Origin of the sequence: Nakamurella sp. PAMC28650, from assembly GCF_014303395.1 — a bacterium.
GTDB lineage: Bacteria > Actinomycetota > Actinomycetes > Mycobacteriales > Nakamurellaceae > Nakamurella.
The window spans coordinates 4,716,070-4,739,724 of sequence record NZ_CP060298.1; the positions used below are offsets into that span (position 1 = coordinate 4,716,070).

Genomic DNA, 23,655 nt, shown 5'->3' on the forward strand with positions numbered 1-23,655 from the left:
CTTCACCCCTTCACCCCGACACCTCGACCAACGGCGAGAGCGCCGCATACTTCGCGGGCCCGATGCCGGTGATCTCCTGCAGTTGCTCCACCGAGGTGAAGCGACCGTTCTTGTCGCGCCAGGTGACGATGCTCGCAGCGGTCACGGGCCCGACCCCGGGGAGCGCGTCCAACGCGGCCACGTCCGCGGTGTTGAGGTCCAGCTTCCCCACCCGGGGCGTGGAGGTGGCGGCGGTCATCTGGCCTCCACTGCCTGGTCCGGAGATCGACGAGTCCCCACCGGCGGACGCGGCGACGTCGGAGATCACCACTGACGCCCCATCGGTCAGCTTCGCGGCCAGGTTCAGACCCGTCAGGTTGGCGTGTGCGGTGGTCCCCCCGGCCTTCTCGATCGCATCCGCCACCCGGGCCCCCGTCGACAGTCGGACCAGGCCCGGTGTGTGGACCGCCCCGGTCACCGACACCACGATCAACCCGCCGACCGCGGAAGTGGCCGGCGCAGAAGTGGCCGCGGCCGACCCCGACGCTCCCGCCGACCAGACCGAGGTACCTTGCCGCGAAGTTCTGGGCGGCGCGGCCCCGGCCACGGCCGGGAGCGCTCCACTGGTGCGGCCCCCGGCCGCCGTCGGGGTTCCGATGGCGGATTGCCCACTCACCTGGGACAGCGAGACCGCCTGCACCGGTCGCGGTTCCGGCCGATCGCGCCACACACCGACGGCAGCGACGAGCGCTGCTACCGCCGCCACCAGGGTGAGCAGCAGCGCACCGCGTCGACCTGGGTCGATCCGGCCGTCGCGCAGGGTTTCCGGAACCCAGCGCCGGGCCAGCCGTCCCCACGGCCGACGCCGTGTCTGCCGGACCCGGCGCGGGCGTCCGGGTTCTCCCTGCTGTTCCCAGGATCCCGGACCACGCCCGGCAATCACCGCCCGGGTCAGACCTCCGGCGTCTTCCTGTTCCGTATCCGGTTCGTCATGCGGCCCGTGTTCGACCTCGCCGCGAGCATCGTCACCGGCATCGTCATCGTCACCGTCGTGACCGCCAGGAACACCACCGCCAGCATCACCACCGCGCTCGTCGTCAGGTGGCCGACGCCGGCCCAGGAACCTGGGCGGAGGATCCTGATCCACCGGGTCCGGGACCCATCCACCCCTGATCTCCTCCCGGAACGGCCCGTCCGCCGACGGCCACCCGTGCCGAGCAGGCGAGGACACACTGTGCACACCGGACACACTGTGCACACCGGACACACTGTGCACACCGGGCACACCGAAAGCCACCGGATCAGCCGGCTCCACCGGATCAGCCGGATCAGCCGGATGGCGACGCGAGAAGGCAGCGCCACGAGGCGGTTCGACCGCCTGGATCCCAGCCAGTCGGTGCCGGGAGTCGGGTCGGTTTCGCACAGCCGGGACGCTACGTAGCCGGCCGGGTCGGATCCACCTGCTCGTCCCGATTGTGGATGGATCCGAGCATGGGGACAACCTCGCCGGGGGCACCGCAGGTCAGCAGGTCTCACCACGGCGCCGAAAGTGGGCGTCGGCGCGATGTATCAGCAGAGCCGGTCACCGCTCCTGGGAATGGACAGGCCGTCGACACCGCCCCCGACCGGTGTCGACGGCCTGAACCCTGCCAGCGACGACTCGGCATCGCGCACCGGGACTCAGGCCCCGGCCAGTTCCTCTTCGCCACCGGGCAGGATGACGCCGCCGAGGCCGGCGTTGTAGGAGTGCAGTTTCCAGGACCCCAGGAATCGATGCAGCACCACCCAGTGGCAGTTCGCGATACCGAGCAGGGTGCCCCAGGAATTGTCGGGCAGGTCAAGCAGTCGCCCGGTCAGACCGACGATCAGACCACCGTGGGCGACGAGCAGGGCGCGCTGGTGGCTCGTCGCCTCGAGCTCGTCGACCACCTCGTTCGCGCGGCCGGCCACCTGCCAGCGCGACTCACCCTCCGGCGGCGAGTTGTGCGCCGAGGTGGCACGCCACTTCTCCCACTCACCGGGCCAGCCGGCCATCACGTCGTCCCGGGTCAGTCCCTCCCAGCGACCCATCGACGTCTCCCGCAGGCGGGCGTCGAAGGACACCGGCAGACCGGTCAGAGCAGACACCGGAACGGCGGTGCTCCTGGCCCTGGACAGGTCGGAGGAGATGATCACTTCGGGGGACAGTGCGGCCACGGACGGTGCCGCAGCGACCGCCTGGGCCACCCCGACGGAGTTGAGCGGGATGTCCCGATGCCCCTGCAGCCGGGCCTGGGCGTTCCAGTCGGTCTCGCCGTGCCGCATCAGGATCAGATGCTGGAGGCTCACTCGGCCAGGAGCCCGCTGCGGACCACGCCGTCGTGGTCGCCGTTGCCCCCGGCATCGCCGAAGTCACCGGGATCGTCGTCGATCTCCGGACGGGTCGGCAGCGGAGCGGCGGCCGCCCCGAGTTCGCCTTCCGGGGCATCGGCGTCGACCCACGGGATCACCGGGCAGTCGCGCCACAGCCGGTCGAGCGCGTAGAACACCCGCTCCTCGGAGTGCTGGACGTGCACGACCACGTCGAGGAAGTCCAGCAGCACCCAACGGCCGTCCCGCTCACCCTCACGACGGACGGGCTTGACGCCGGCCGCGCGCATCTTGTCCTCGACCTCGTCGACGATCGCCGACACCTGGCGTTCGTTGGCGCCCGTCACGATGACGAAGATGTCGGTGATGGCCAGCCGGTCGGACACGTCGACCAGGAGCACGTCCTTGGCCAGCTTGTCGGCGGCGGCCTGAGCGGCCACCTTGGCCATTGCGATGGCTGAATCTGTTGCGGTCACTGCACTCCCTCAATTTTGCCGGCACCGTTTGTGCCCATTTCTTCCTGCAAGCTGTGTTCTTCACCGACACCGACACCGACACCGACACCCACACCCACACCGGCAACCGCGGCGGTCACCAACCCGGTCAGCGCCGAGGCCGCGGTCTTCGTGTAGAGGCCGTACTTCCCGATGTACTGCACCACCCCGTCCGGCACCAGGTACCAGACGGGCGCGCCGCCTGCCACCCGCTGTCGACAGTCCGTCGAGGAGATCGCCAGGGCGGGTACCTCGATCAGCGTGACGGCCCCGTCGGGCAGTGACAGCTCCCCCAGCACGTATCCGGGTCTGGTCACCCCGATGAAGTGCGCCAGTCGGAACAGCTCGTCGACGTCCTTCCAGCCCATGATCGCCGACAGAGCGTCTGCGCCGGTGATGAAGAACCATTCGGCGTCCGGCTCGCGTCGACGGAGGTCGGTCAGCGTGTCCTTGGTGTAGGTCGGCCCGGCCCGGTCGATGTCCACCCGCGAGACGGAGAAACGCGGATTGGCCGCGGTCGCGATCACCGCCATCAGGTAGCGGTGTTCGGCCGGGCTGACGTCGCTCTTCTGCCACGGTTGCCCGGTAGGTACGAAGAGCACCTCGTCCAGCTCGAACCGGTCGGCCACCTCGGAGGCGGCCACCAGGTGGCCGTGGTGGATCGGGTCGAAGGTGCCGCCCATCACGCCGATCCGACGGGGGCGTCGCGCTGCGCTCGTGGTCATGACGCTGCCCGGATCTGGCCCGTGCCGGTCAGGACGTACTTGGTGCTGGTCAACTCGACCAGCCCCATCGGGCCCCGCGCGTGCAGCTTCTGCGTCGAGATGCCGATCTCTGCGCCGAAGCCGAATTCACCACCGTCGGTGAAGGCGGTCGATGCGTTCACCATCACGGCGGCCGCGTCGACCCGCGCGGTGAACGCCCCCGCGCCGGCGAGGTCGGAGGTGACGATCGCCTCGGTGTGCCCGGTGCCGTGGCGGTTGATGTGCGCGATCGCAGCGTCCAGGTCGTCGACGACGGCCGCTGCGATGTCCAGGCTCAGATACTCGGTGTCGAAATCCGCGTCGACCGCCGCGACCACATGCCCGGCACCGTCGGCCATCTCGAGAATGACCGGATCGGCGTGCACGGTGACTCCCTCGGCCGCCAGCGCAGCCAGCGCCCTGGGGATGAAGAGCCCGGCCACATCGGCGTGCACGAGCAGGGTCTCGGCCGCATTGCACACCGACGGCCGGCGGACCTTGGAATTGATCAGGATGTCCAGTGCCATGTCGAGGTCGGCAGAGGCATCGACGAAGACGTGGCAGTTGCCCACCCCCGTCTCGATCACCGGGACGGTCGACCCGTCCACCACGGCCTTGATCAGACCGGCACCACCCCGCGGGATGATCACGTCGACCAGTCCGCGCGCCGTCATCAGATGCTTCACCGATTCACGGTCGGTACCGGGGACCAACTGGACCGCGTCGGCGGAAACACCCTGGCCGTCCACGGCCGCGGAGAGAATCCGCACCAGTACGGCATTGGACCCCTGCGCCGAGGCGCTGCCCCGCAACAGCACCGCGTTGCCGGACTTCAGAGCGATGCCGGTGGCGTCCACCGTCACGTTCGGCCGGGCCTCGTAGATGATCGCGACGACTCCGAGCGGCACCCGGATCTGGCTGATCTGCACGCCGTTGGCCAGCACTCCGCCGCGCACGACGGACCCGATCGGATCCGGAAGGGCCACCAGATCCTCCAGGCCGCGGGCCATCGCCTCGATGCGGGAGTCGTTCAGGCGCAGCCGGTCCACCAACGACGCCGAGGTGTCCACCGCAATGGCCGCGGCGACATCGAGTGCATTCGCAGCCAGGATGACGGCCACCGAGTCGCGGAGCGCGGCGGCCATGGCATTCAGCAGGGCGTCCTTGGCCGAGCGCGGGAGCAGGGCCAGCTGCACGGCGGCGACCTTCGAGCGGCCGGCCGCGGCGAGCACCTGTTCGCGGGTGGCGCCGGCCGTCCGCGCGGCGGTCTGGGTCATCCGAGTCCTCCGGCGACGATGGTGACGGTCGTGACGGCGATCAGATCGTCAGCATGCACCACTTCGTGGCGCAGGTCGGGCGGCAACTCCGAGAGCGACTTGCCGATGATTCCCGGCAGATCGGCGGCATCGTGCCCGACGAATCCACGTGCCACCGGGACCCCGTCCGTCCCGACCAGGTCCACGACGTCGCCGGACTCGAAATCACCGGTGGCGCCGACGATTCCGGCCGGCAGGAGCGATTTGCGTCGATCGACGACCGCGGCGACCGCGCCGGGGTCCAGGATGAGCGAGCCGGCGCTCGTCGCCGCGTGGCGCAACCAGAACAGTCGTGCGCTCGTCCGGCGCCGCGCTGGCGCGAACGCCGTCCCGACGGACGGGACCGTCGTTCCTGGCGCCCCACCGACGAGCGCGCGGGCGGCGTCGGTGGCCGAGGCCAGCAGTACCGGGATGCCCGCGCCGGTGGCCATCATCGCGGCCGACAGCTTGGAGGCCATACCACCGGTGCTGACATCACTGGAGGAGGAGGCGATCTCGATGCCGGCCAGGTCCTCCGGTCCGGACACGTCGTCGATCCGCTCGGAGGAACCGAGCCGTGGGTCGCCGGTGTAGAGGGCGTCGACGTCGGAGAGCAGGACGAGCGCCTCGGCACCGACCAGGTGCGCGACCAGCGCAGCGAGCCGATCGTTGTCGCCGAAACGGATCTCGGCCGTCGCCACGGTGTCGTTCTCGTTGACCACCGGCACCACTCCGAACGACAGCAGCTTCGCGAACGTGCGCTGCGCGTTCCGGTAGTGCGAGCGTCGGACCACGTCATCGGTGGTCAGGAGTACCTGACCGACGCACAGACCGTGGCGGGCGAAGGATCCGACGTACCGCTGGGCCAGCAGTTGCTGACCGACCGATGCTGCCGCCTGCTGGGTCGGTAGATCCCGGGGTCGCCGCCGCAGGCCCAGTGGAGCGAGGCCGGCCGCGATCGCGCCGGAGGAGACCAGCACCACCGAACATCCGGCGGCGACACGAAGGGCCACGGCGTCCACCAGCGCATCGAGCCGGACCGGGTCCAGACCACCCGCGGAGGTCGTCAGCGACGACGATCCGACCTTGACCACGATCGTCCTGGCCGCACCGATCGCGACTCTCGTCGGGGTCGGACGGTCGACGAGATCGCCGGGCACGACCGGAACCGTCATCGCTGCTGCTCTTGCTCCCGGGCATCTTCACCGGCGACCGCCGGAGCGGGGGCGGCCTCGGTGACGTCCCAGGTGACGTCCGACCATCCTTCGTCGTCCCAGGCGGCCTGACCTCCCTCGCGCGGAGCCAACCGGGCACGCAGGACGTCCACGTCGGTGTCCACCAGTTCCGGGTTCTCGACCTCCAGGCCGCGCCGAAGACGGTGCAGCGCCTTGCGATCGGCGGCGCCCACCCGCTCCGGCCGATCGAGGCGGGGATCGGAGCCCCGCTCGATGGGCTCGAGATTGACACCGGCCAGCGTCGTCGGTTCCCAGTCGAAACTGATGTTCCCGATGACCACGGGTGCGCCGGGCTTCGCGCCGAGCTTGGAGAGCTTGTCCTCGACCCCGAGGCGCGCCAGCCGGTCGGCGAGGTAGCCGACCGCCTCGTCGTTGTTGAAGTCCGTCTGCAGGATCCACCGTTGCGGGCGGACACCGGTGACGACGAAGCCGCCGTCCACCTCCGGGTCGACCTGAACCTTGAACTGCTCCTCGTCGAACGCGGCCGGCCTGACGACGATGCGCTGGGCGACCTTGGCCGGCCTCGACGAACGATCGGAGGCGACCACTTCGGCCATCGCGTAGCGCAGGGCGTTCAGGCCCTCGTGGGTGGCCGTCGAGATCTGGAAGACCCGGTAGCCGGCCGCCTCCAGATCGGGCTGGACGAACTCGGCCAGTTCACGGGCCTCCGGCACGTCGATCTTGTTGAGCACGACGAGGCGGGGACGCTCCGCCAGATCGTCGGACAGCGACGGTGTGTACTGGGCCAACTCGGCCTCGAGCGCCTCGATGTCGGACACCGGGTCACGGCCGGATTCGAACGTCGCGCAGTCGACCACGTGTACCAGGACCGAGCACCGCTCGATGTGGCGGAGGAACTCCAGCCCGAGACCCTTGCCCTGGCTTGCCCCCGGAATCAGACCGGGGACGTCGGCAATGGTGAAGATGTCCGCGCCGGCGGTGACGACCCCGAGGTTCGGCTCGAGGGTGGTGAACGGGTAGTCGGCGATCTTGGGCTTGGCCGCGGACAGCACGGACACCAGCGAAGACTTTCCAGCACTGGGGAAACCGACCAGGCCGACGTCGGCCATCGACTTCAGTTCCAGGGTGATGTCCGCGACGTCGCCGGGTTCACCGAGGAGGGCGAAGCCGGGGGCCTTGCGGGCGCGCGAGGCCAGCGCCGCGTTGCCGAGGCCTCCACGGCCACCCTTGGCTGCGACGTAGCGGGTACCGATCCCGACCAGGTCGGCCAGCATGTTGCCGTGCTCGTCGACGACGACCGTGCCTTCGGGCACGTTCAGTTCGAGCCCGGCGCCGTTGGCCCCCTCGCGGTTGTCACCTGCACCGCCCTTGCCGTTGCCGGCCTTGGCGTGGGGGTGGAAGTGGAAGTCCAACAGGGTGTGCACATTGCCGTCGACGACCAGCGTGACATCACCGCCGTTGCCACCGTTGCCGCCGTCGGGACCGCCGAGCGGCTTGAACTTCTCCCGATGGACCGAAGCACATCCGTGACCGCCGTCACCGGCCTGCAGATCCAGGACGGCCCGGTCGACGAATCGAGCCATGGGCACCTCCTAGCGATATTTCTTGCAGGGACAGATCTTGGTCGCGCTGGATCGGGAACTAGGGTGTGTCGAGTCCGGCACAGAGAAAGAGGGGCGGGCCCGGGAAGCCCGGATCCGCCCCTCAATCACGTCGTGCTCGACCGCCGGGGCGGTGAGGAGCGGTCAGACGCTGACAGCTTCCACCGCGACCGACGACAACTCTGCCGGAACGATGTTCACGGTCTTGCGTCCGCGCTTGGAGCCGAACAGCACCGAACCTGCCGCCAGGGCGAACAGCGTGTCGTCCTTGCCACGGCCGACCAGGTCACCCGGGTGGAACTTGGTGCCGCGCTGACGGATGAGGATCTCGCCGGCCTTGACGACCTGGCCGCCGAAACGCTTCACACCGAGGTACTGAGCGTTCGAGTCGCGGCCGTTGCGAGAGCTGGATGCGCCCTTTTTGTGTGCCATGTAGGTTCAGCCTCTCTCAGACGTCTACGGTGATGCCGGTCACGCGCACCTGGGTCAGCGGCTGGCGGTGCCCCTGGCGCTTGTGGTATCCGGTCTTGTTCTTGAACTTGTGGATGATGATCTTCGGGCCCTTGGTGTGGGCGACGACCTCGCCGGACACCGTGACGTTGGCCAGATCGGCCGCCGTGGTGGAGACCTGGATGCCATCGACGAGCAGCACAGCCGGGAGAGTCACGGCAGCGCCGAGCTCGCTCTCGAGCTTCTCGATCTCGATGACGTCGCCCTCGGCGACCTTGTACTGCTTGCCGCCGGTCTTGACGATCGCGTACATCGTGAACGCGCCTTCCTCAACTGTTCGTGTGCTGCTGCCATGTTCCTCGCGCCCGAAGATCTTCTTCCGATGCCAGGTATTTCTGCCCGGACCCTCCCCGGTGGAACCAACTGCGGAACTCGGGGGCGTTCGTGGCGGTGCTGTTCGTAACGTTCCTGCTCGTCCTGCCGCCGGTCCGGGACCAACCGGAAATCCGGCGGAACCCGAACGCCCCGACCACGGCGCAGCAGGCACACCCGCTGCGTGCAGCGGGCAGAGGTCCCACTGTACCGCCGGGCTGCCTGCCGGGCCAAACCCACCTGGTCCCGGCAGGTCAGCGCACTACTGGACGGTCGCGTCCACCGGCGCGGGAGCGCCGGCGGGCCCGGCCGGCCGGGACGCCGCCCGCCTGCGCCGCGGAGCAGGTGCGGCAGCCGGTGCCGATCCACCAAGGACCTCGGTGCCGGCCTCCGGCCGTGTCGCAGCAGGGCCGGCGGACGCGGGGGCAGAGGCCCCATTGGTCGCTGGGGCGACGGCCCCGTCGGTCGAGGGAGAAGCGTCCCCGTTGGCCGAGGGAGCAGCGTCCCCGGCCGTCACCGCGCCGTTCGTGCCCGAGGAGGGCGTCGACATCGGCTCGGTGACAGCAGTCGTCACGGCCGCTCCGGCCGCCCGGCTCCCCCGGCGACGGGCCGGAGCCCGACCCTTCTTCGGCTCCTCCAGGTCGGCGGCCGGCGCCACTTCGGGACCCGTGACAGCAGGAGCACCCGGTGCGCTCTCGGCTGCCGGCGCTGCGTCCACCGACTGGATCTCGACGTCGTGCACGGCGGCCGCCGCCCGCACTTCGTCGACCGCTGCGGCGACCTCGACCTGCACGGGTTCGGTCGACTCGACGATCCCCGGACCGGCCGCGGCCACCGTCACGATCTCGGCGGTGCCGGCGGGAGCTCCCGCCGGGCGCCCGGCCGAACGACGGCCACGCCGACGACCAGCGGTGGCCGGTTCGGCCTCGGAACCGGACGATCCAGCCCCAGCCGAGAACCCAGCCGCAGCGGAGGACCCGGCGCTCTCGCGTGTCGGCGCCTGGGCAGCCACCTGGGCGTCCAATGCAGCGAAGACGGCCGACACGGCGTCCGAGGCGTCGCGGGACCGCGGTGCGTTGAACGATGCATCACTGCCGACCGGGACCTCGATCGCGCGACCGCCGGCGACCTCGATCACCGCAGCGGGACGCTGGACGTTCGCGGCGCCCGAGTCGCCCGGCGTGCCGGGCTGGTCGTTCGTCTCGTGATGGTCGTCGCCACCGCGGGTCGGCGGCTTCGGTCCGCGCGGGTCCGGCGGTCGGACGGTCGCGGGCACCGTCTTCACGACGGCCTGCTCGAGGGCCGGCGCGTCCTGACGACCCCGGGCCCGGCGGTTACGTCCACCGCGGGCGTCGTTGTCACCGGTGTCCTGAGCACGGTTGTCGCCGCCGGCGTTGCCGCCCGAGTGATCCTGCACGGGCACGTCGTGCAGGATGATCCCGCGTCCGTGGCAGTGCGGGCAGGGCTCCGAGAAGGCCTCGACCAGGCCGGTGCCCATCTTCTTCCGGGTCATCTGGATCAACCCGAGCGAGGTGACCTCGGCGACCTGATGCCTGGTCCGGTCCCGGCCGAGGCACTCGGTCAGACGGCGCATCACCAGTTCGCGGTTGGACTCCAGCACCATGTCGATGAAGTCCACGACGATGATGCCGCCGATGTCCCGCAGCCGGAGCTGCCGGACGACTTCCTCGGCCGCCTCCAGGTTGTTCTTGGTGACGGTCTCCTCGAGGTTTCCCCCGGACCCGGTGTACTTGCCCGTGTTGACGTCGACGACCGTCATCGCCTCGGTGCGGTCGATCACCAACGACCCACCCGACGGTAGATAAACCTTGCGCTCCAGCGCTTTGGCGATCTGCTCGTCGATCCGGTAGGCCGCGAACACGTCGTTCGGACCGTCGTACCGCGACACCCGGTCGGACAGTTCCGGCGCCACTGCATCGATGTAGGCGGCCACCGGCTCGTAGGCGCGGTCACCGTCCAGGATCAGTCGGGTGATGTCGGAGTTGAAGAGGTCCCGGACGACCTTGATCAGGGTGTCCGGCTCCGCCGAGAGCAGCAGCGGCGCGTTGGACTTCTTCTCGGCCTGGCGCGAGATCTCCTCCCACTGCGACTTGAGGCGTTCGACGTCGCGGGCCAGCTCTTCCTCGGCCACACCCTCGGCGGCCGTGCGGATGATGACGCCGGCGTCCTCCGGAACGATCCGGTCCAGGATCGACTTCAGTCGTTTGCGTTCGGTATCGGGGAGCTTGCGGGAGATGCCGGTGGCACCGCCGCCGGGCACGTAGACCAGGAAGCGTCCGGGCAGCGAGATCTGGGTGGTCAGGCGCGCGCCCTTCTGACCGACCGGATCCTTGGAGACCTGCACCAGCATGGTGTCGCCACCGGACAGCGCGATCTCGATCCGCCGCGCCTTGCCGGCCAGGCCGGCCGCGTCCCAGTTCACCTCGCCGGCGTACAGGACCGCGTTGCGACCCTTGCCGATGTCGACGAAGGCCGCCTCCATCGACGGGAGGACGTTCTGCACCCTGCCCAGATAGATGTTGCCCATCAACGACTCTGATCCGGCCTGCGAGACGAAGTGTTCGACCAGCACCCTGTCCTCCAGGAGTGCGACCTGAGCCAGATCGCCCCGCTGACGCACGGCCATCACGCGCTCGACCGCTTCCCGACGGGCCAGGAACTCGGCCTCCGTCAGGATCTGCGGACGACTGCGCGAACCACGGCCTTCGCGACGGCGCTGGCGCTTGGCCTCGAGCCGCGTCGAGCCGCGGATGCCCTGCACCTCGGAAGTACCTGTCCCGACCGGGGTCCGGTCGCTGGTCGTCCTCGGCTCGCGGACGTGCACGACGGTGTTGTCGGGGTCGTCCTCGTGATTGGTCTCGTCCGCACCGGCCTCGGGTGCGCCGGTCCGACGACGACGACGTCGCCGACGACGGGTGCCGCCCTCTTCGTTCGACTCGTCGTCGCCCTCTTCGTCGGGCTCACCCTCCGAGGGCTGGGCCTCGGCCGCGTTGTCCGCGGCGTCGGCGGACGACTCACCGTCCGTGTCGTTCTCGTCCTGACCCTCGGATGCGCGACCACGGCCGCGGCGACCACGACGGCGGCGGCGACGGGCCGCCTGGTCGTCGTCGTCGGGAACGCAGTCGGAACCGATGTCGGTGTCGGTGTCGTTGTCGGCTTCACCGATCTCCGGCGGGGTGTCGTCGATCGAACCGGCGGACGGGACGTCGGTCGCCGTCGCCTCTTCCTGGTGGTCGTCGCCTGAATCCGTGCGGCCGCGTCCACCGGAACGGCCACGGCGACGGCGCCCCGAACGGGATGTACCGGTCTCGACCGACCCCGCATCCGCCGACCCCGTGTCGGACGAAGCAGCATCGGACGAGGCAGCATCGAGGGAGGCAGCATCGGGGGAGGTGTCGGCCGGGTCCGCGCCATCGGCCTTGACGGCTTCGGTGACCGGCTCGACCGGGAGGTCGGCGACCGTCCCGGCCGGCAACGGTTCGACCATGGCCGGTTCGAGCACGTCGGCCGTCTTGGTGCTCCGCCGGCGACGGGTCGGCTTCGCCTCGGCCGGCGGCAGGAACAGGGGCGCGGCGAAGAACCCCGGGTCCTGCTCGGGGGTGCTGCGCGCCACCGCCCCGACAAGGTCCGGAGTCCCGGCCGGCTCTGCGTCCGCAGCGGCTCCCGCCGTCGGGACGGGCGGGGCGGGCGGGGCGCTCCCGGTCGGGAGCGCGGCGGTGGATCCCAGCAACGTCGTCAGGAAGTTGGTCGCATCGACCACCCCGACCGAGGACGCGGCCGAACCGACCGTGACGCCCGCTGCGGCCAGCCCGGCGATGACTTCCTTGGACGGGACACCGGCTCGTTTGGCCAACTCGTGCACCCGCAGTTTGACCGGTAGATCGGCCAGGGCCAGCTCGAGGGCTTCCGTCGATCGGTTGGCAGTCTCATTCTTGGCATTCACAGCTTGTTGGTTCCTCTCTCAAGGCCCCCGGGCGCGTTGTCGAACGCGTCCGCACAGGGGCCTTCATGAATATGGTGTCCTCCCCGACGCGAACGTCAGGAAAGGGAAGTCTGCAGTGGTCCAACCGACTCGGCCGCCATGAAACCGCGCCGAACATCCCCGATGTCTGACTCATCTTCGATCTTCGACCGCTGGCTCCGAAAGGCCTACCGGCTGTGTTCGGGCCCGAGGTTCCCCGGCACCGAACCACCTCAGTATCCCACACGGTCGGCCGGGCCCTCGGACCTGCGTCCGCGGCGCGTCCGCCGATCAGCGCAGGAGCAGGGTTTCCAGCCGGCGGGAGGCGATCGTGACGCCGACCGCGATCATCACCGCGAAGTAGATCAGGTGCAGGAACAGACCGGGGGTGACGAGCCCGAGGCACAACCCGCGGATCAGTTCGATCCCGTGGTAGAGCGGTAGGCACTCGACCAACACCTGGATGGGCCTCGGGTAGATCCCGAGCGGGTAGAACGTCGTCGAGAACAGGAACATCGGCAGCAGCGCGGTGCTGATCCATTCCAGCTGCTGGAAGTTCTTGAGGTACGACGTGATCGCCATGCCGACCCCGCCGAATCCGAAGGCGACGACCAGTGCCACCGGTACCGCGAGCAGCGCCCACCAGGAGGCAAGGAGTCCGAGCGCCAGCATGACGAGCACGAACGCCGCCGAATACAGACCACCCCGCACCAGCGACCAGACGATCTCGCCCAGGGCCACATCGACGGGCCCCAGGGATGCGGCCAGCATGCCGTCGTAGAGCTTGGCGTACCTCAACTTGAAGAAGACGTTGTTCGTGGAGTCCAGGATCGCGCCGTTCATCGCCGAGGTGGCCAGGAGGCCCGGCGCGATGAACGCCGCGTACGTGACCGGCCCGGCCGCGGTCTGGACCGACCCGATCAACGAGCCGAGGCCCTGGCCCATGGCCAGCAGGTAGAAGACCGGCTCGAAGAACCCGGTGAGGACGACCAGCCACGTGCGCCGGTAGGCGCGCATCGACCGCTCGAGGATCACGTGGGTCCGACCCGCGTACAGGTGCAGCGGAACGATCCGCAGCCACAGGGTCGGCCTGGTCACGAAGTGCTCGGATTCGACCACGACGTCGCTCATTCGATCAGCCTGACCCGGAAGCTCCGCCTGGCGACGAGCAGGCCTGCGGCGGTCAGCGACAGCAGGAACAACAGATGGCCCAGGTCCGCCAACGCAGTCCCCCGTCCCAGCACTGCGGCCCTGGCCAGTTCGTTCCCGTGCCACAGCGGCGAGATCCACGCCAGCGGGCGGACGACCACCGGAAGTCGGTCGATCGGGAAGAACGAGCCGGAGAAGAGCGTCATCGGGATGACCACGAACCGGAACACGATGTTGAAGGCCGTGCCCTCGTCCCGGACCGTCGCCGACAGTGCGAGCACCCACACGCAGAAGGACAGACCGGTCAGGACGGCCACCGGGACCACCAGGGGGCCGGCCCATCCCCCGCCGGCACCGAAGGCCAGCAGCACCAGGTAGTAGAGGCCGGAGTTGACCAGCAGCCGGACGGTGAAGAACAGCACCTGCCCGTCGGCGACCTGTTCCGGCGCGATGGGCGACGCCGTCATGCCCCAGAAGACCTTGGTCCACTTGAATCTCGAGAAGGAGGGGTATGCCGCCTCGCCGGTGCCCGCCTGCAGCGCCGCAGCGGTGACCAGCGCCGGCGCCAGGTAGTGCACGTAGCTGACTCCACCGAGCGAGGCGGCCCCCGGCCCGGCATTCACCAGCTTCCCCAGCCCGAATCCCAGGGCCAACAGGTACAGCAACGGGGTGCCGACTGCGGAGAGCAGGGACGAGACGAGCGATCGACGCCAGACCAGGAGGAGGTATTCCAGCACGAGCAACGGGCCGCGGCGAGCGGGCCGGTCGAGGGACGACACCGCGTCCGGAGAGGAGACTTCGGTCATCAGTCGACCAGACTCCGCCCGGTCAGTCGCAGGAACACGTCTTCCAGGGTAGAGCGACGGACCAGGGTCGACACCGGGCGGACACCTCGGCCGAGCACGGCGTCCAGGGTGTTCTCGCCGTCGGCCGTGTAGAGCAGCAGACGGTCCGGCAACACCTCGACGCGTTCGACCAGGGAACCGACCAGCGGTTCGGCAGCCCGCTGGTCGCCGGCGGCGAACCTGAGCTCTAGCACTTCGCGGGTGCAGTGCCGCTCGATGAGTGCGGCCGGCGATCCCTCCGCGGCGATCCGCCCGGCGTCCATCACCACGAGGCGATCGCACAGCTGCTCGGCCTCGTCCATGTAGTGCGTCGTCAGGATCAGCGTGACCCCCTGCTGCTTGAGCCGGAACAGCCTGTCCCACAGAACATGTCGGGCCTGCGGATCGAGCCCGGTGGTGGGTTCGTCGAGCAGCAGGAGTTCCGGGTCGTTCATCAGCGACCGGGCGATGGTGAGCCGCCGCTTCATCCCACCGGACAGCGAATCCACCTTGGCCCCGGCTTTGTCCTGCAGTTGGGCGAACTCGAGCAGATCATCGGCCTTCGCCCAGCAGTCCTTCTTCCCGATGCCGAAGTAGCGGCCGTAGATGTACAGGTTCTCGCGGACCGAGAGCTCCTCGTCGAGATTGTCCTGCTGCGGCACGACGCCCAGCCTGGCCCGGATCCGGACGCCGTCCCTGGAAGGGTCGAGTCCGAGGATCCGTAGATCGCCGGAGGTTCGCGGCGAAACGCAAGCGATCATCCTCATGGTCGAGGACTTTCCGGCCCCGTTCGGACCGAGAAAGCCGAACGCCTCTCCGCGCGGGACCCGGAGGTCGATCCCCCGCACGGCCTCGACCAGCGGTCCACCCTTGACGGTGAACGACTTGCCGAGCCCGACCGCTTCGATCATCAGGTCGTTGTCTCCCACGCCTTCGGACGCTACCCGGGACCTCTGACAGCCCGGGACACGCTTCGACAGCCTCCGCTGGGGTCCGAACAGCTCGGCCCGATGTGCTCCGGAGCAGATTCATCCGAGGCCAGGATGCCCGGCCGAGACGACGACACCAGGTCAAGAACACGTCAAGACGACGGATCCCTAGTAGAATCGACCTGGAGATTCACCCGGATGGACGTACCTTTCGATGGCACCGCGATCGTCTTCATACGTCTACACCGTGAGCTGCAGCTACATGAATTCTAGGATTCCACCAGGATTTCAACCGCCTGCAAGGCCGGAAGGCCGCGGGAAGAGACCGGAACAGGAGCGGACGATGCCCAAGGCCAGGCGCATGTCGGCAGCTGCCGGTCTCGCTGCGCTCACCCTGTTGGCGCTCCTGCTCATCGCCCCGGCCGCCGCCGCGGCCGAGGTGGACGACGTCAGCCCGGCCGTCACTCCGGCCGGTGCCCATCCCGATCCGATGGCGCTGGCCACCACCGGACTGGACATCACCGTCCCGGTGATCATCGGCATCACCACGTTGGTGCTCGGTATCGCGTTGCTGGCCTGGGCCTTCCTCCGGACCGGACGCGCCCGGCAGCACCGCTGACCGCAGCAGGTCGACTAGGTCCGGTCGGGTTCGGTTCGGCGTGGGATCTCCAGCACCATGAGTACCTCGTCGCGGTCGTCATCGGGGGCCACCCTGATCCATGCCGGCAGACGGCCGGCCTCGACGAAGCCCAGCCGTCGGTAGAACCCGTCCAGCCCGGTTCCGTCACGCACGCCCAGCCGGATTCTCTCCAGCCCGAGCTCACCGGCCAGCCTGATGACGGCCTGCACCAGGCGGGTACCGGCACCGGATCGTTGGACTCCCGGATCGACCATCACCTGGCTGATCCGACCGGTGTGCGCCGTGGTCTGCTTTCCGGGCCGCACCATCGCGAACCCGACGATGTCCCGCCCGCGGGTCGCGGCAAAGGCGAAGGCTCGCCCGGAGCGCAGGTCGTCGATCACCACCGACACCGCAGCTCCCACCGCCGACCGGTCGACCGGCACCGTGAACCCCACCGCGCCGCCGGCCTCCGAGACTCGTTCCCACAGGTTGAGCAGCGCCAGGGCGAAGGCGTTGTCGGAGGCCATGGACGTTCCGGGCCCGACCCGGCGCACGTCGACCGGACCGGTGGTTTCCGCCTGTCGCCGCTGGAAGAGCGGATGTTCGGTCACAGGCGGGGGAACCAGAGGCCGATCTCACGCTCGGCGGAGGACGGCGAGTCGGACCCGTGCACCAGGTTGAACTGGGTCTGCAGACCGAAGTCGCCCCGGATCGTTCCGGGGGTCGCCTTGTCGACCGGGTCGGTGCCGCCGGCCAGCTGACGGAACGCCGGAATCGCACGATCCCCCACCACGACCATGGCCACCACCGGGCCGGACGTGATGAATTCGATCAGGGACGGGAAGAACGGCCGCTCCGCATGCTCGGCATAGTGGGCCTTCGCGGTCTCCTCGCTGACCGTCCGCATCTCCAGGGCAACCAGCCCGAGGCCCTTGCGCTCGATTCGGGAGATGACTTCGCCGACCAGCGAGCGGGCGACCCCATCGGGCTTGACCAGGACCAGGGTGCGTTCGGACACGACGATGTACTCCTCGGGATGGGGGATGTTCTCGGGCTGCTGTTCTCGGACTGCTGTTCTCGGGACTCAGGCAGGTGGGGTGGGCGCAGGAAGGGTACCGGCCGCAAGGCGCCGGCGGAACTCGTTGCGGAACCAGATGACCAGGGCCCACACCAACCCGAACACGATCCCCATCACGCCCAGCGACGGGGTGATCAGCCAACCGATGATCATCAGCCCCTGTAGTCCGAGAGCCGCCGGGACGAACCAGGGGCGCGTCACGTACTTGCAGGCCAGGATGAGCGCGACGGCCAGCAGACAGATCAGGATCACGCCCAGCGCGCTGGTGCCGGAACCAGTGTTCCGGGCGACCGGGATGGCCAGCAGCACCACCAGCGCCTCGAGGATCAGGGTCGCCGACATCACGCCGCGCAGTCCGCGTTCGGGGTCGTAGGGACGCGTGGTCGGAGCGGGAGCCGGTCCCGTCGACTGCTCGGCTCCCGGCTCGATCGGTTCTGTCATGCCGGCCTCAATCCTGCGAGCGCGCGTCCGTCTCCGGCGGAGACGACCGATCCGGTGATCACCACACCGCTACCGGCGGCACCCTCGCCCGGTTCGGCCGCGCCCTCGGCGAGGTCGACGGCCAGCGCGATCGCATGGTCCATCCGGTCGGCCGTGTGCACCTTCTCCTCGCCGAAGATCTCGACGGCGAGGTCGGCGAGATCGGCCACCGGCATCGATCTCGGTGAGGAATTCACGGTCACCACCACCTCGTCGAACGAGTCGGCCAACGCCGTCAGAATCCCGGCGACATCCTTGTCGGCCATCACCGCGATCACGCCGACCAGCCTCGCGAAGGAGAACTCGGCGGCCAGCGCCTTGGCCAGCGCGGCTGCCCCGTCCGGGTTGTGGGCCGCGTCGATCAGGATCGTCGGCGAGGTCCGGACACGTTCCAGCCGGCCCGGCGAGGATGCGGCCGCGAAACCGTCCTGGATCGCAGCCACGTCCAGCTGCCGTCCGGCTCCGGCACCGAAGAACGCCTCGACCGCGGCCAGCGCCACGCTGGCGTTCTCCGCCTGGTGCTCCCCCGCGAGCGGAAGGAAGATGTCGTCGTACACGCCGCCGAGTCCCTGCAGGCTCAGACGTTGGCCGCCGACGGCGAAAGACCGCTCCAGGACATCGAACTCGCTCCCCTGACGGGCCACCGCCACGTCCATCTCGACCGTCCGGCGCAGGAGCGAGTCCATCGCCTCCGGCTGCTGACGGGCGATGATGGCGACCGCATCGGACTTGATGATCCCGGCCTTGACGGAGGCGATCTCGGCCACCGTGTTGCCCAGGAAGTCCTGGTGGTCGAGCCCGATCGGCGTCACCACCGCGATCTTGGCGTCGGCGACGTTGGTCGAGTCCCAGGTCCCGCCGAGCCCCACCTCGATGATCGCCACGTCCACCGGCGCGTCGGCGAACGCGGCGAACGCCATGGCCGTCAGGATCTCGAACTTCGAGAGCGCGATCCCGCCGTCCTGCATGCTGGCCGCGTCGACGAGATCGACGTAGGGCGCGATGTCGCTGTAGATGGAGACGTACAGCTCGGGATCGATCGGCTCGCCATCGAGGCTGATCCGTTCGGTGACCGACTGCAGATGCGGCGAGATGAACCGACCGGTCCGCAGTCCGACCCGCGTCACCAGCGCATCGATCATCCTGGCGGTCGAGGTCTTGCCGTTGGTGCCGGCCACCTGGATCACCGGGTAGGCCCGCTGCGGGTTGCCGATGAGGTCCATCAACGCGACCATCCGCGCCGTCGTCGGGGAGATCTGCGTCTCAGGGCGACGGGCGTTCATCAGATCCTCGACGGCGGCCAGCGTCAGGGGCGGCGAATCGGGCACGATCATCCCGGCATCCTCGTCGAGGTCTGCGGTGGCGGCGGCGATCTCGGCATCGTGGTCGACGAACGCGCCGACCAACGCCGGCTGCGGGCCGTCCGGGTGCTGTTCGTCCCAGTCGTCTTCCTCCGCGCCGGGCGTGGGCGGGATCGGGGTCCCGCCACCGGGAGCCTCCGGCCGATCCTCGGGGTTGACGTCGTCCGGGTGGTCTCCCGGCTCGATGTCCCCCTTCGCCCGTCGTCCACGGTCGTCCCGGCCGAACGCGTCGCGCTCCACACCGGACTGGTCGTCGTTGACGAACGGCCGGAAGGCCCCGTCCGCCTGCTCGTCGTCCCAATCGCCGCCGGTCATGCTGTGCCGCCCTTCAGTTCGCCCAGCCGTCTGGTCAGCCGGTCGACATCCGCGGCCGCCTTCGCCGCCCTGGCCCTGATCTTGTCGACCACCGGAGCAGGCGCCTTGCCCATGAAGGAGTCGTTGGCCAGCTTGGCGGCGGTGTCGACGATCTCCTTCGCTGCGACGGCGAGATCCTTCTCCAGCCGGGCGATCTCGGCCGGGACGTCCACCGCGGTCGAGGTGTCCAGTTCCACGTGGACCGATCCACCGGCCAGTGCAGCCTCGATCGACGCGGTGGCGGCGAAGTCCTCGCCGGCCGTGGTCAGCCTGGTCAGGGCGGCAGCGAAGGCGTTCACCCCTGCATCGCCGCCGACCAGCCGGGCCGGCACCTTGCGCTTGGGGTCGAGCCCCTGATCGGACCGGAAGCGCCGCACCTCCGAGGTCAGGATCTTGATGTCGGCGACCCAGCCGGCAGCGGCCGGATCCGCCGGGCGTCCGGAGGCCACCGGCCACGGCGCGATGACGAGGGACTCGCCCACGGTCAGCGCTGTCCACAGCGTCTCGGTGACGAACGGGACGAACGGGTGCAACAACTTCAGCAGGCCGTCCAGGACGGTGCCGAGCACCGCCTTCGTCGTCCGGAGGCGGTGCTCGGGATCCGCGGAACTGTCCGCACTGGAGGAGATCTGCACCTTCGCCAGTTCCAGGTACCAGTCGCAGACCTCGTCCCACGCGAAGTGGTAGAGACCCTCGGCCGCCTTGCCGAACTGGAAATCCACCAGCAGGGCGCCGGTCTCGGTGATCACCGAGTCGAGTCGGTCGAGCACCCAGCGGTCCGCCGGTGTCAGGTCATCGGCGCTCAGGGCATCCTCCGGCAGCACCGCACCGTTCATCATCGCGAACCTGGTGGCGTTGAACAGCTTCGTGCAGAACTTCGCCGAGCCGCCGACCCAGTCCTCCGCGATCGCCTGATCCGCCCCCGGGTTCGCACCGCGGGCCAGCGTGAACCGGACGGCGTCGGCTCCGAACTTCTCGATCCAGGCCAGTGGGTCGACGCCGTTGCCCTTGGACTTGGACATCTTCTTGCCCAACTGATCCCGGACGAGACCGTGCAGCGCAACGGTTTCGAAGGGGACCGGGGGTAGGTCCCCGGTGCCGCCGAGGTAGGTGCCGAACATCATCATCCTGGCCACCCAGAAGAACAGGATGTCGTACCCGGTGACCAGCACCGACGTCGGGTAGAACGCCCGCAGGGTATCCGACTGCTCCGGCCAGCCCATGGTCGAGAACGGCCAGAGCCCCGAGGAGAACCAGGTGTCGAGCACGTCCGGGTCCTGCACCCAGCCCTCGCCCGGCGGTTCGTCGTCCGGCCCGACGCAACGGATCTCGCCGTCGGGCCCGTAGAACACCGGGATGCGGTGACCCCACCACAGCTGGCGGGAGATGGTCCAGTCGTGCATGTTGTCGACCCAGTCGAAGAACCGCGGCGCCAACTCCGGCGGATGGATCCTGGTCCGGCCCTCCCGGACGGCCTCGCCGGCCGACTTGGCGAGTGGGGCCACGTCGACGAACCACTGCAGGCTCAGCCGTGGCTCGACCACGTCACCCGAGCGCGAACAGTGCCCGACGGCGTGCAGGTACGGCTTCTTCTCGCCGACGATCCGACCTTCTCCGCGCAGTGCCTCTTTGACCGCCGAGCGCGCCTCGAATCGGTTCATGCCGTCGAAAGGCGTACCGGTGCCGACGATGTCGGCCTGTTCGGTGAGGATGGTGATGGCCGGCAGGTGGTGTCGGCGGCCGATCTCGAAGTCGTTGGGGTCGTGCGCCGGGGTCGCCTTGACCGCGCCGGTGCCGAACGCCGGATCGACGTGCTCGTCGGCGACGATCGGGATCTGTCGGCCGACGAGCGGCAGTTCCACCGTGGTCCCGACCAGGTGGGCGTAGCGCTCGTCGTCCGGGTGCACCGCAATCCCGGTGTCGCCCAGCATGGTCTCCACCCGGGTGGTCGCCACCACGATCGCGGTCTCCCCGTCGCCGTACCGGATCGAGACCAGTTCGCCCTCGTCGTCGAAGTGGTCGACCTCGATGTCCGAGAGCGCCGTCAGGCACCCCGGGCACCAGTTGATGATCCGTTCGGCCCGGTAGATCAGGCCGTCGTCGAACATCTTCTTGAAGATGGTCTGGACCGACGCGGACAGGCCGTCGTCCAGGGTGAACCGCTCGCGGCTCCAGTCGACGGAGTCGCCGAGGCGCTTCATCTGACCCAGGATCGCCCCACCGGAATCCCGCTTCCAGTCCCACACCTTCTCCACGAACAACTCTCGGCCGAAGTCGTGGCGGGTCTTGCCGTCGAGGGCCAGTTGCTTCTCCACCACGTTCTGGGTGGCGATCCCGGCATGGTCCATGCCGGGCATCCACAGCACCTCGTCGCCGGACATCCGGTGCCAGCGCGCCAGGATGTCCTGCAATGTGTGGTCCAGAGCGTGCCCGATGTGCAGGTCGCCGGTGACGTTCGGCGGCGGCAGGACGATCGAGAATGGCCTGCGCTCACCGGAGAGCACCTTCTGCTCGTCCGCGTGGAAGTAGCCTGCCGCGAGCCACCGCTGGTAGAGCGGTACCTCGACCGCGGCCGCGTCGTAGTGGGACGGGAGGCCGGGTGCACCGGGCGGCGTAGACAGGTCGGCGGGCGTTGCGTTCACCGTCCCAGTTTAGGACCGCGGGCGAACCCGTTCTCCCAGCGCGCAATCACCGGACCCCAACCCGGCCCGGTCGGAGCGGCCGCACCGAAGTTCCGGTCGACGATCGCGGCCGGAGATCCCGGGGCCGACCCCGTACGTCCGAGCTGGAACGAGCCCGATGGTGCGACGCCGTCTGCCCTCAAGCCGGCCGGCATGGACCTGGCGGCTGATTCGGGCGCCGGCTCGCCCCTTCCGTCTGCGGCACGGTCGATAGCGAAGGTCTGGGTACCCCGACTACGGGGACCCAGACCTTCGCTATCGGATGTTTCGGACCAGACGCCTCTGCACCGGCGATTCACCCCGGTCCAGATCACCTTCGACCACTCGATCCCGTGGTCGACAGGTGATCTCAGCGCCTCTGCGACTTCGCCGAACCCCGCACAGAGCTCCGGACCATCTGCGACCGGCCCGGCACCCGCCCGTCGCTAGTAGGACCTGGGCAGACCGAGCGTGTGCTGGGCCACGTAGTTGAGCACCATCTCGCTGTTCACCGGGGCGATGCGCAGCAGGCGGGCCATGCCCCAGAGCGGCACCAGCCCGTATTCGACGCTCAGCCCGTTGCCTCCGTGGGTCTGGATGGCGGCATCGACCGCCGCGATGGCGGCTTCCGAAGCCGCGAACTTGGCCATGTTCGAGGCCTCGCCGGCCGGCAGTCCCCGGTCGTGCTGCCACGCGGCCTTGGCCGTCATCAGCGCAGCCACCTCCACCGCGATCTTCGCCCGGGCCAGCGGGTGCGAGACCCCCTGGTGGCTGCCGATCGGTGTGCCCCACACGTCGCGGGTCTTGGCGTAGGCCGCCGCCACCTCGACGGCGTACCGGCCGATCCCGACACAGAGGGCAGCGGTGGCGATCCGTTCCGGGTTCAGCCCGTCGAACAGCGGACGCAGCCCCTCGCCCTCGGCGCCGATCAGGGCCGAGGCCGGGACTCTGACCTGGTCGAAGAACACGGTGAACTGCTTGTCCGGAATCTGCGCGGCGACCGGGAGCACGTTCGCGGTCAGACCCGGGGCATCGGTGGGCACGATGAACAGCGACATCCTGGCCTTGCCCGTGATTTCGTCCACCCCGGTGCGGACGACCGTCAGGATCGCGGCCGATTCGTCGACACCGGAGATGTAGTACTTGCTCCCGGAGATCAGGTAGTCGTCACCGTCGCGCACCGCGGTGGTGGTGATCCGGTGCGAGTTCGATCCGGCATCCGGCTCGGTGATCGCGAACGCCATCTTGACGCTGCCGTCCGAGAGCTGGGTCAGCCACTCCTGCTTCTGCGCCGCCGAGCCGTGCCGGGCGATGACCTCGACGCCGATCGCGCTGGACACCAGCAACAGCAGGAGCGGACAGCCGGCTGCGGCCGACTCCTCGGCGACCACCGCGAGCTCGCTCATCCCGGCACCGCCACCGCCGTACTCGGTCGGCACGTTGATGCCGATGAAGCCGGCTTTGCCCAGGTCGGACCACAGGCCGGACTGGGGCGTCGAGGTACGGCCGTGCTCGGCGAATTCGGCGGGACCGTGCGCTGCGGTGATCTCGCGAACGGCCGCGCGCAGGTCGGCGTACTCGGCGGGGTCGGAGAAGTCGGCCATCTGGATCCTTCCAGGGTGTTCGGGCCCCCGCGGTCGGGTCCCGGTCGTCGAGGGCCGGGTGGTCGGGGTTCCCGTTGGTCGGGACCGCCACCAGCGGCAGTGCCGGTGGCGGTGATCTCCAGGATGCCAGAAG

20 protein-coding genes and 1 pseudogene are annotated in these 23,655 nt (G+C 69.3%); 1 reads left to right on the forward strand and 20 read right to left on the reverse strand.

Annotation, left to right across the window (positions count from 1 at the left end; translation table 11 throughout):
• Positions 1–10 precede the first annotated feature (10 nt).
• The 14 genes and pseudogenes from H7F38_RS21455 to H7F38_RS21520 all read right to left on the reverse strand — a co-directional run bounded on the left by H7F38_RS21455 (position 11) and on the right by H7F38_RS21520 (position 15,345).
• Complete coding sequence (locus H7F38_RS21455; RefSeq protein ID WP_187091685.1) at positions 11–922, reverse strand: ComEA family DNA-binding protein; 912 nt, start codon at positions 920–922, stop codon at positions 11–13.
• A gap of 8 nt (positions 923–930) precedes the next feature.
• Entirely contained in the window at positions 931–1,146 is a 216-nt protein-coding gene (locus H7F38_RS21460; RefSeq protein WP_187091686.1) for a hypothetical protein, read from the reverse strand.
• A gap of 513 nt (positions 1,147–1,659) precedes the next feature.
• Entirely contained in the window at positions 1,660–2,307 is a 648-nt protein-coding gene (locus H7F38_RS21465) for a histidine phosphatase family protein (RefSeq protein ID WP_187091687.1), read from the reverse strand.
• On the reverse strand, positions 2,304–2,804 hold the full coding sequence (gene rsfS, locus H7F38_RS21470) for a ribosome silencing factor (protein ID WP_187091688.1): 501 nt from the start codon (positions 2,802–2,804) through the stop codon (positions 2,304–2,306). Before rsfS ends, H7F38_RS21465 begins: the two co-directional genes overlap by 4 nt.
• A gap of 149 nt (positions 2,805–2,953) precedes the next feature.
• Positions 2,954–3,547, reverse strand: a pseudogene (gene nadD, locus H7F38_RS21475) (nicotinate-nucleotide adenylyltransferase); the annotation flags it as partial.
• Complete coding sequence (locus H7F38_RS21480) at positions 3,544–4,842, reverse strand: glutamate-5-semialdehyde dehydrogenase (protein ID WP_187091690.1); 1,299 nt, start codon at positions 4,840–4,842, stop codon at positions 3,544–3,546. The pseudogene nadD and the gene H7F38_RS21480, both read right to left, overlap by 4 nt.
• A complete protein-coding gene (gene proB, locus H7F38_RS21485; protein ID WP_187091691.1) occupies positions 4,839–6,035 on the reverse strand; it encodes a glutamate 5-kinase in 1,197 nt (398 codons plus the stop codon). The genes H7F38_RS21480 and proB overlap by 4 nt, the downstream gene beginning before the upstream one ends.
• Entirely contained in the window at positions 6,032–7,639 is a 1,608-nt protein-coding gene (gene obgE, locus H7F38_RS21490; RefSeq protein WP_187091692.1) for a GTPase ObgE, read from the reverse strand. The genes proB and obgE overlap by 4 nt, the downstream gene beginning before the upstream one ends.
• 162 nt (positions 7,640–7,801) lie before the next feature.
• A complete protein-coding gene (gene rpmA / locus H7F38_RS21495) occupies positions 7,802–8,089 on the reverse strand; it encodes a 50S ribosomal protein L27 (protein ID WP_187091693.1) in 288 nt (95 codons plus the stop codon).
• 16 nt (positions 8,090–8,105) lie between these two features.
• The gene (gene rplU, locus H7F38_RS21500; protein WP_187091694.1) at positions 8,106–8,420 is read right to left on the reverse strand and encodes a 50S ribosomal protein L21; all 315 of its coding nucleotides are present in this window, start codon (positions 8,418–8,420) and stop codon (positions 8,106–8,108) included.
• Between the two features lie 321 nt (positions 8,421–8,741).
• A complete protein-coding gene (locus H7F38_RS21505) occupies positions 8,742–12,443 on the reverse strand; it encodes a translation initiation factor IF-2 N-terminal domain-containing protein (protein WP_222618244.1) in 3,702 nt (1,233 codons plus the stop codon).
• A 309-nt stretch (positions 12,444–12,752) separates the two neighbouring features.
• Positions 12,753–13,592, reverse strand: a complete 840-nt coding sequence (locus H7F38_RS21510; protein WP_187091695.1) for an ABC transporter permease — start codon at positions 13,590–13,592, stop codon at positions 12,753–12,755.
• Complete coding sequence (locus H7F38_RS21515; RefSeq protein ID WP_187091696.1) at positions 13,589–14,416, reverse strand: ABC transporter permease; 828 nt, start codon at positions 14,414–14,416, stop codon at positions 13,589–13,591. The genes H7F38_RS21510 and H7F38_RS21515 overlap by 4 nt, the downstream gene beginning before the upstream one ends.
• Positions 14,416–15,345: an ABC transporter ATP-binding protein gene (locus H7F38_RS21520; protein ID WP_187094880.1), complete on the reverse strand. Its 930-nt coding sequence runs from the start codon at positions 15,343–15,345 to the stop codon at positions 14,416–14,418. The genes H7F38_RS21515 and H7F38_RS21520 overlap by 1 nt, the downstream gene beginning before the upstream one ends.
• Positions 15,346–15,706: 361 nt before the next feature.
• Here H7F38_RS21520 and H7F38_RS21525 point away from each other — a divergent pair, with 361 nt between their 5' ends.
• The gene (locus tag H7F38_RS21525; protein WP_187091697.1) at positions 15,707–15,982 is read left to right on the forward strand and encodes a hypothetical protein; all 276 of its coding nucleotides are present in this window, start codon (positions 15,707–15,709) and stop codon (positions 15,980–15,982) included.
• A 14-nt stretch (positions 15,983–15,996) separates the two neighbouring features.
• Here the strand turns inward: H7F38_RS21525 and H7F38_RS21530 are convergent, their stop codons facing one another.
• The 6 genes from H7F38_RS21530 to H7F38_RS21555 form a co-directional block, all read right to left on the reverse strand.
• Positions 15,997–16,596: a GNAT family N-acetyltransferase gene (locus H7F38_RS21530; protein ID WP_187091698.1), complete on the reverse strand. Its 600-nt coding sequence runs from the start codon at positions 16,594–16,596 to the stop codon at positions 15,997–15,999.
• Positions 16,593–17,003, reverse strand: coding sequence for a nucleoside-diphosphate kinase (gene ndk, locus H7F38_RS21535; RefSeq protein WP_187091699.1), 411 nt, complete (start codon positions 17,001–17,003; stop codon positions 16,593–16,595). Before ndk ends, H7F38_RS21530 begins: the two co-directional genes overlap by 4 nt.
• A gap of 66 nt (positions 17,004–17,069) precedes the next feature.
• On the reverse strand, positions 17,070–17,504 hold the full coding sequence (locus H7F38_RS21540; protein ID WP_187091700.1) for a DUF4233 domain-containing protein: 435 nt from the start codon (positions 17,502–17,504) through the stop codon (positions 17,070–17,072).
• Complete coding sequence (locus H7F38_RS21545) at positions 17,501–18,877, reverse strand: folylpolyglutamate synthase/dihydrofolate synthase family protein (RefSeq protein WP_222618740.1); 1,377 nt, start codon at positions 18,875–18,877, stop codon at positions 17,501–17,503. Before H7F38_RS21545 ends, H7F38_RS21540 begins: the two co-directional genes overlap by 4 nt.
• A 338-nt stretch (positions 18,878–19,215) precedes the next feature.
• A complete protein-coding gene (locus H7F38_RS21550) occupies positions 19,216–21,900 on the reverse strand; it encodes a valine--tRNA ligase (RefSeq protein ID WP_255498107.1) in 2,685 nt (894 codons plus the stop codon).
• A gap of 464 nt (positions 21,901–22,364) precedes the next feature.
• Positions 22,365–23,522 (reverse strand): acyl-CoA dehydrogenase family protein, encoded by a 1,158-nt coding sequence (locus H7F38_RS21555; protein WP_187091702.1) that lies wholly within the window; start codon positions 23,520–23,522, stop codon positions 22,365–22,367.
• Positions 23,523–23,655: the final 133 nt, after the last annotated feature.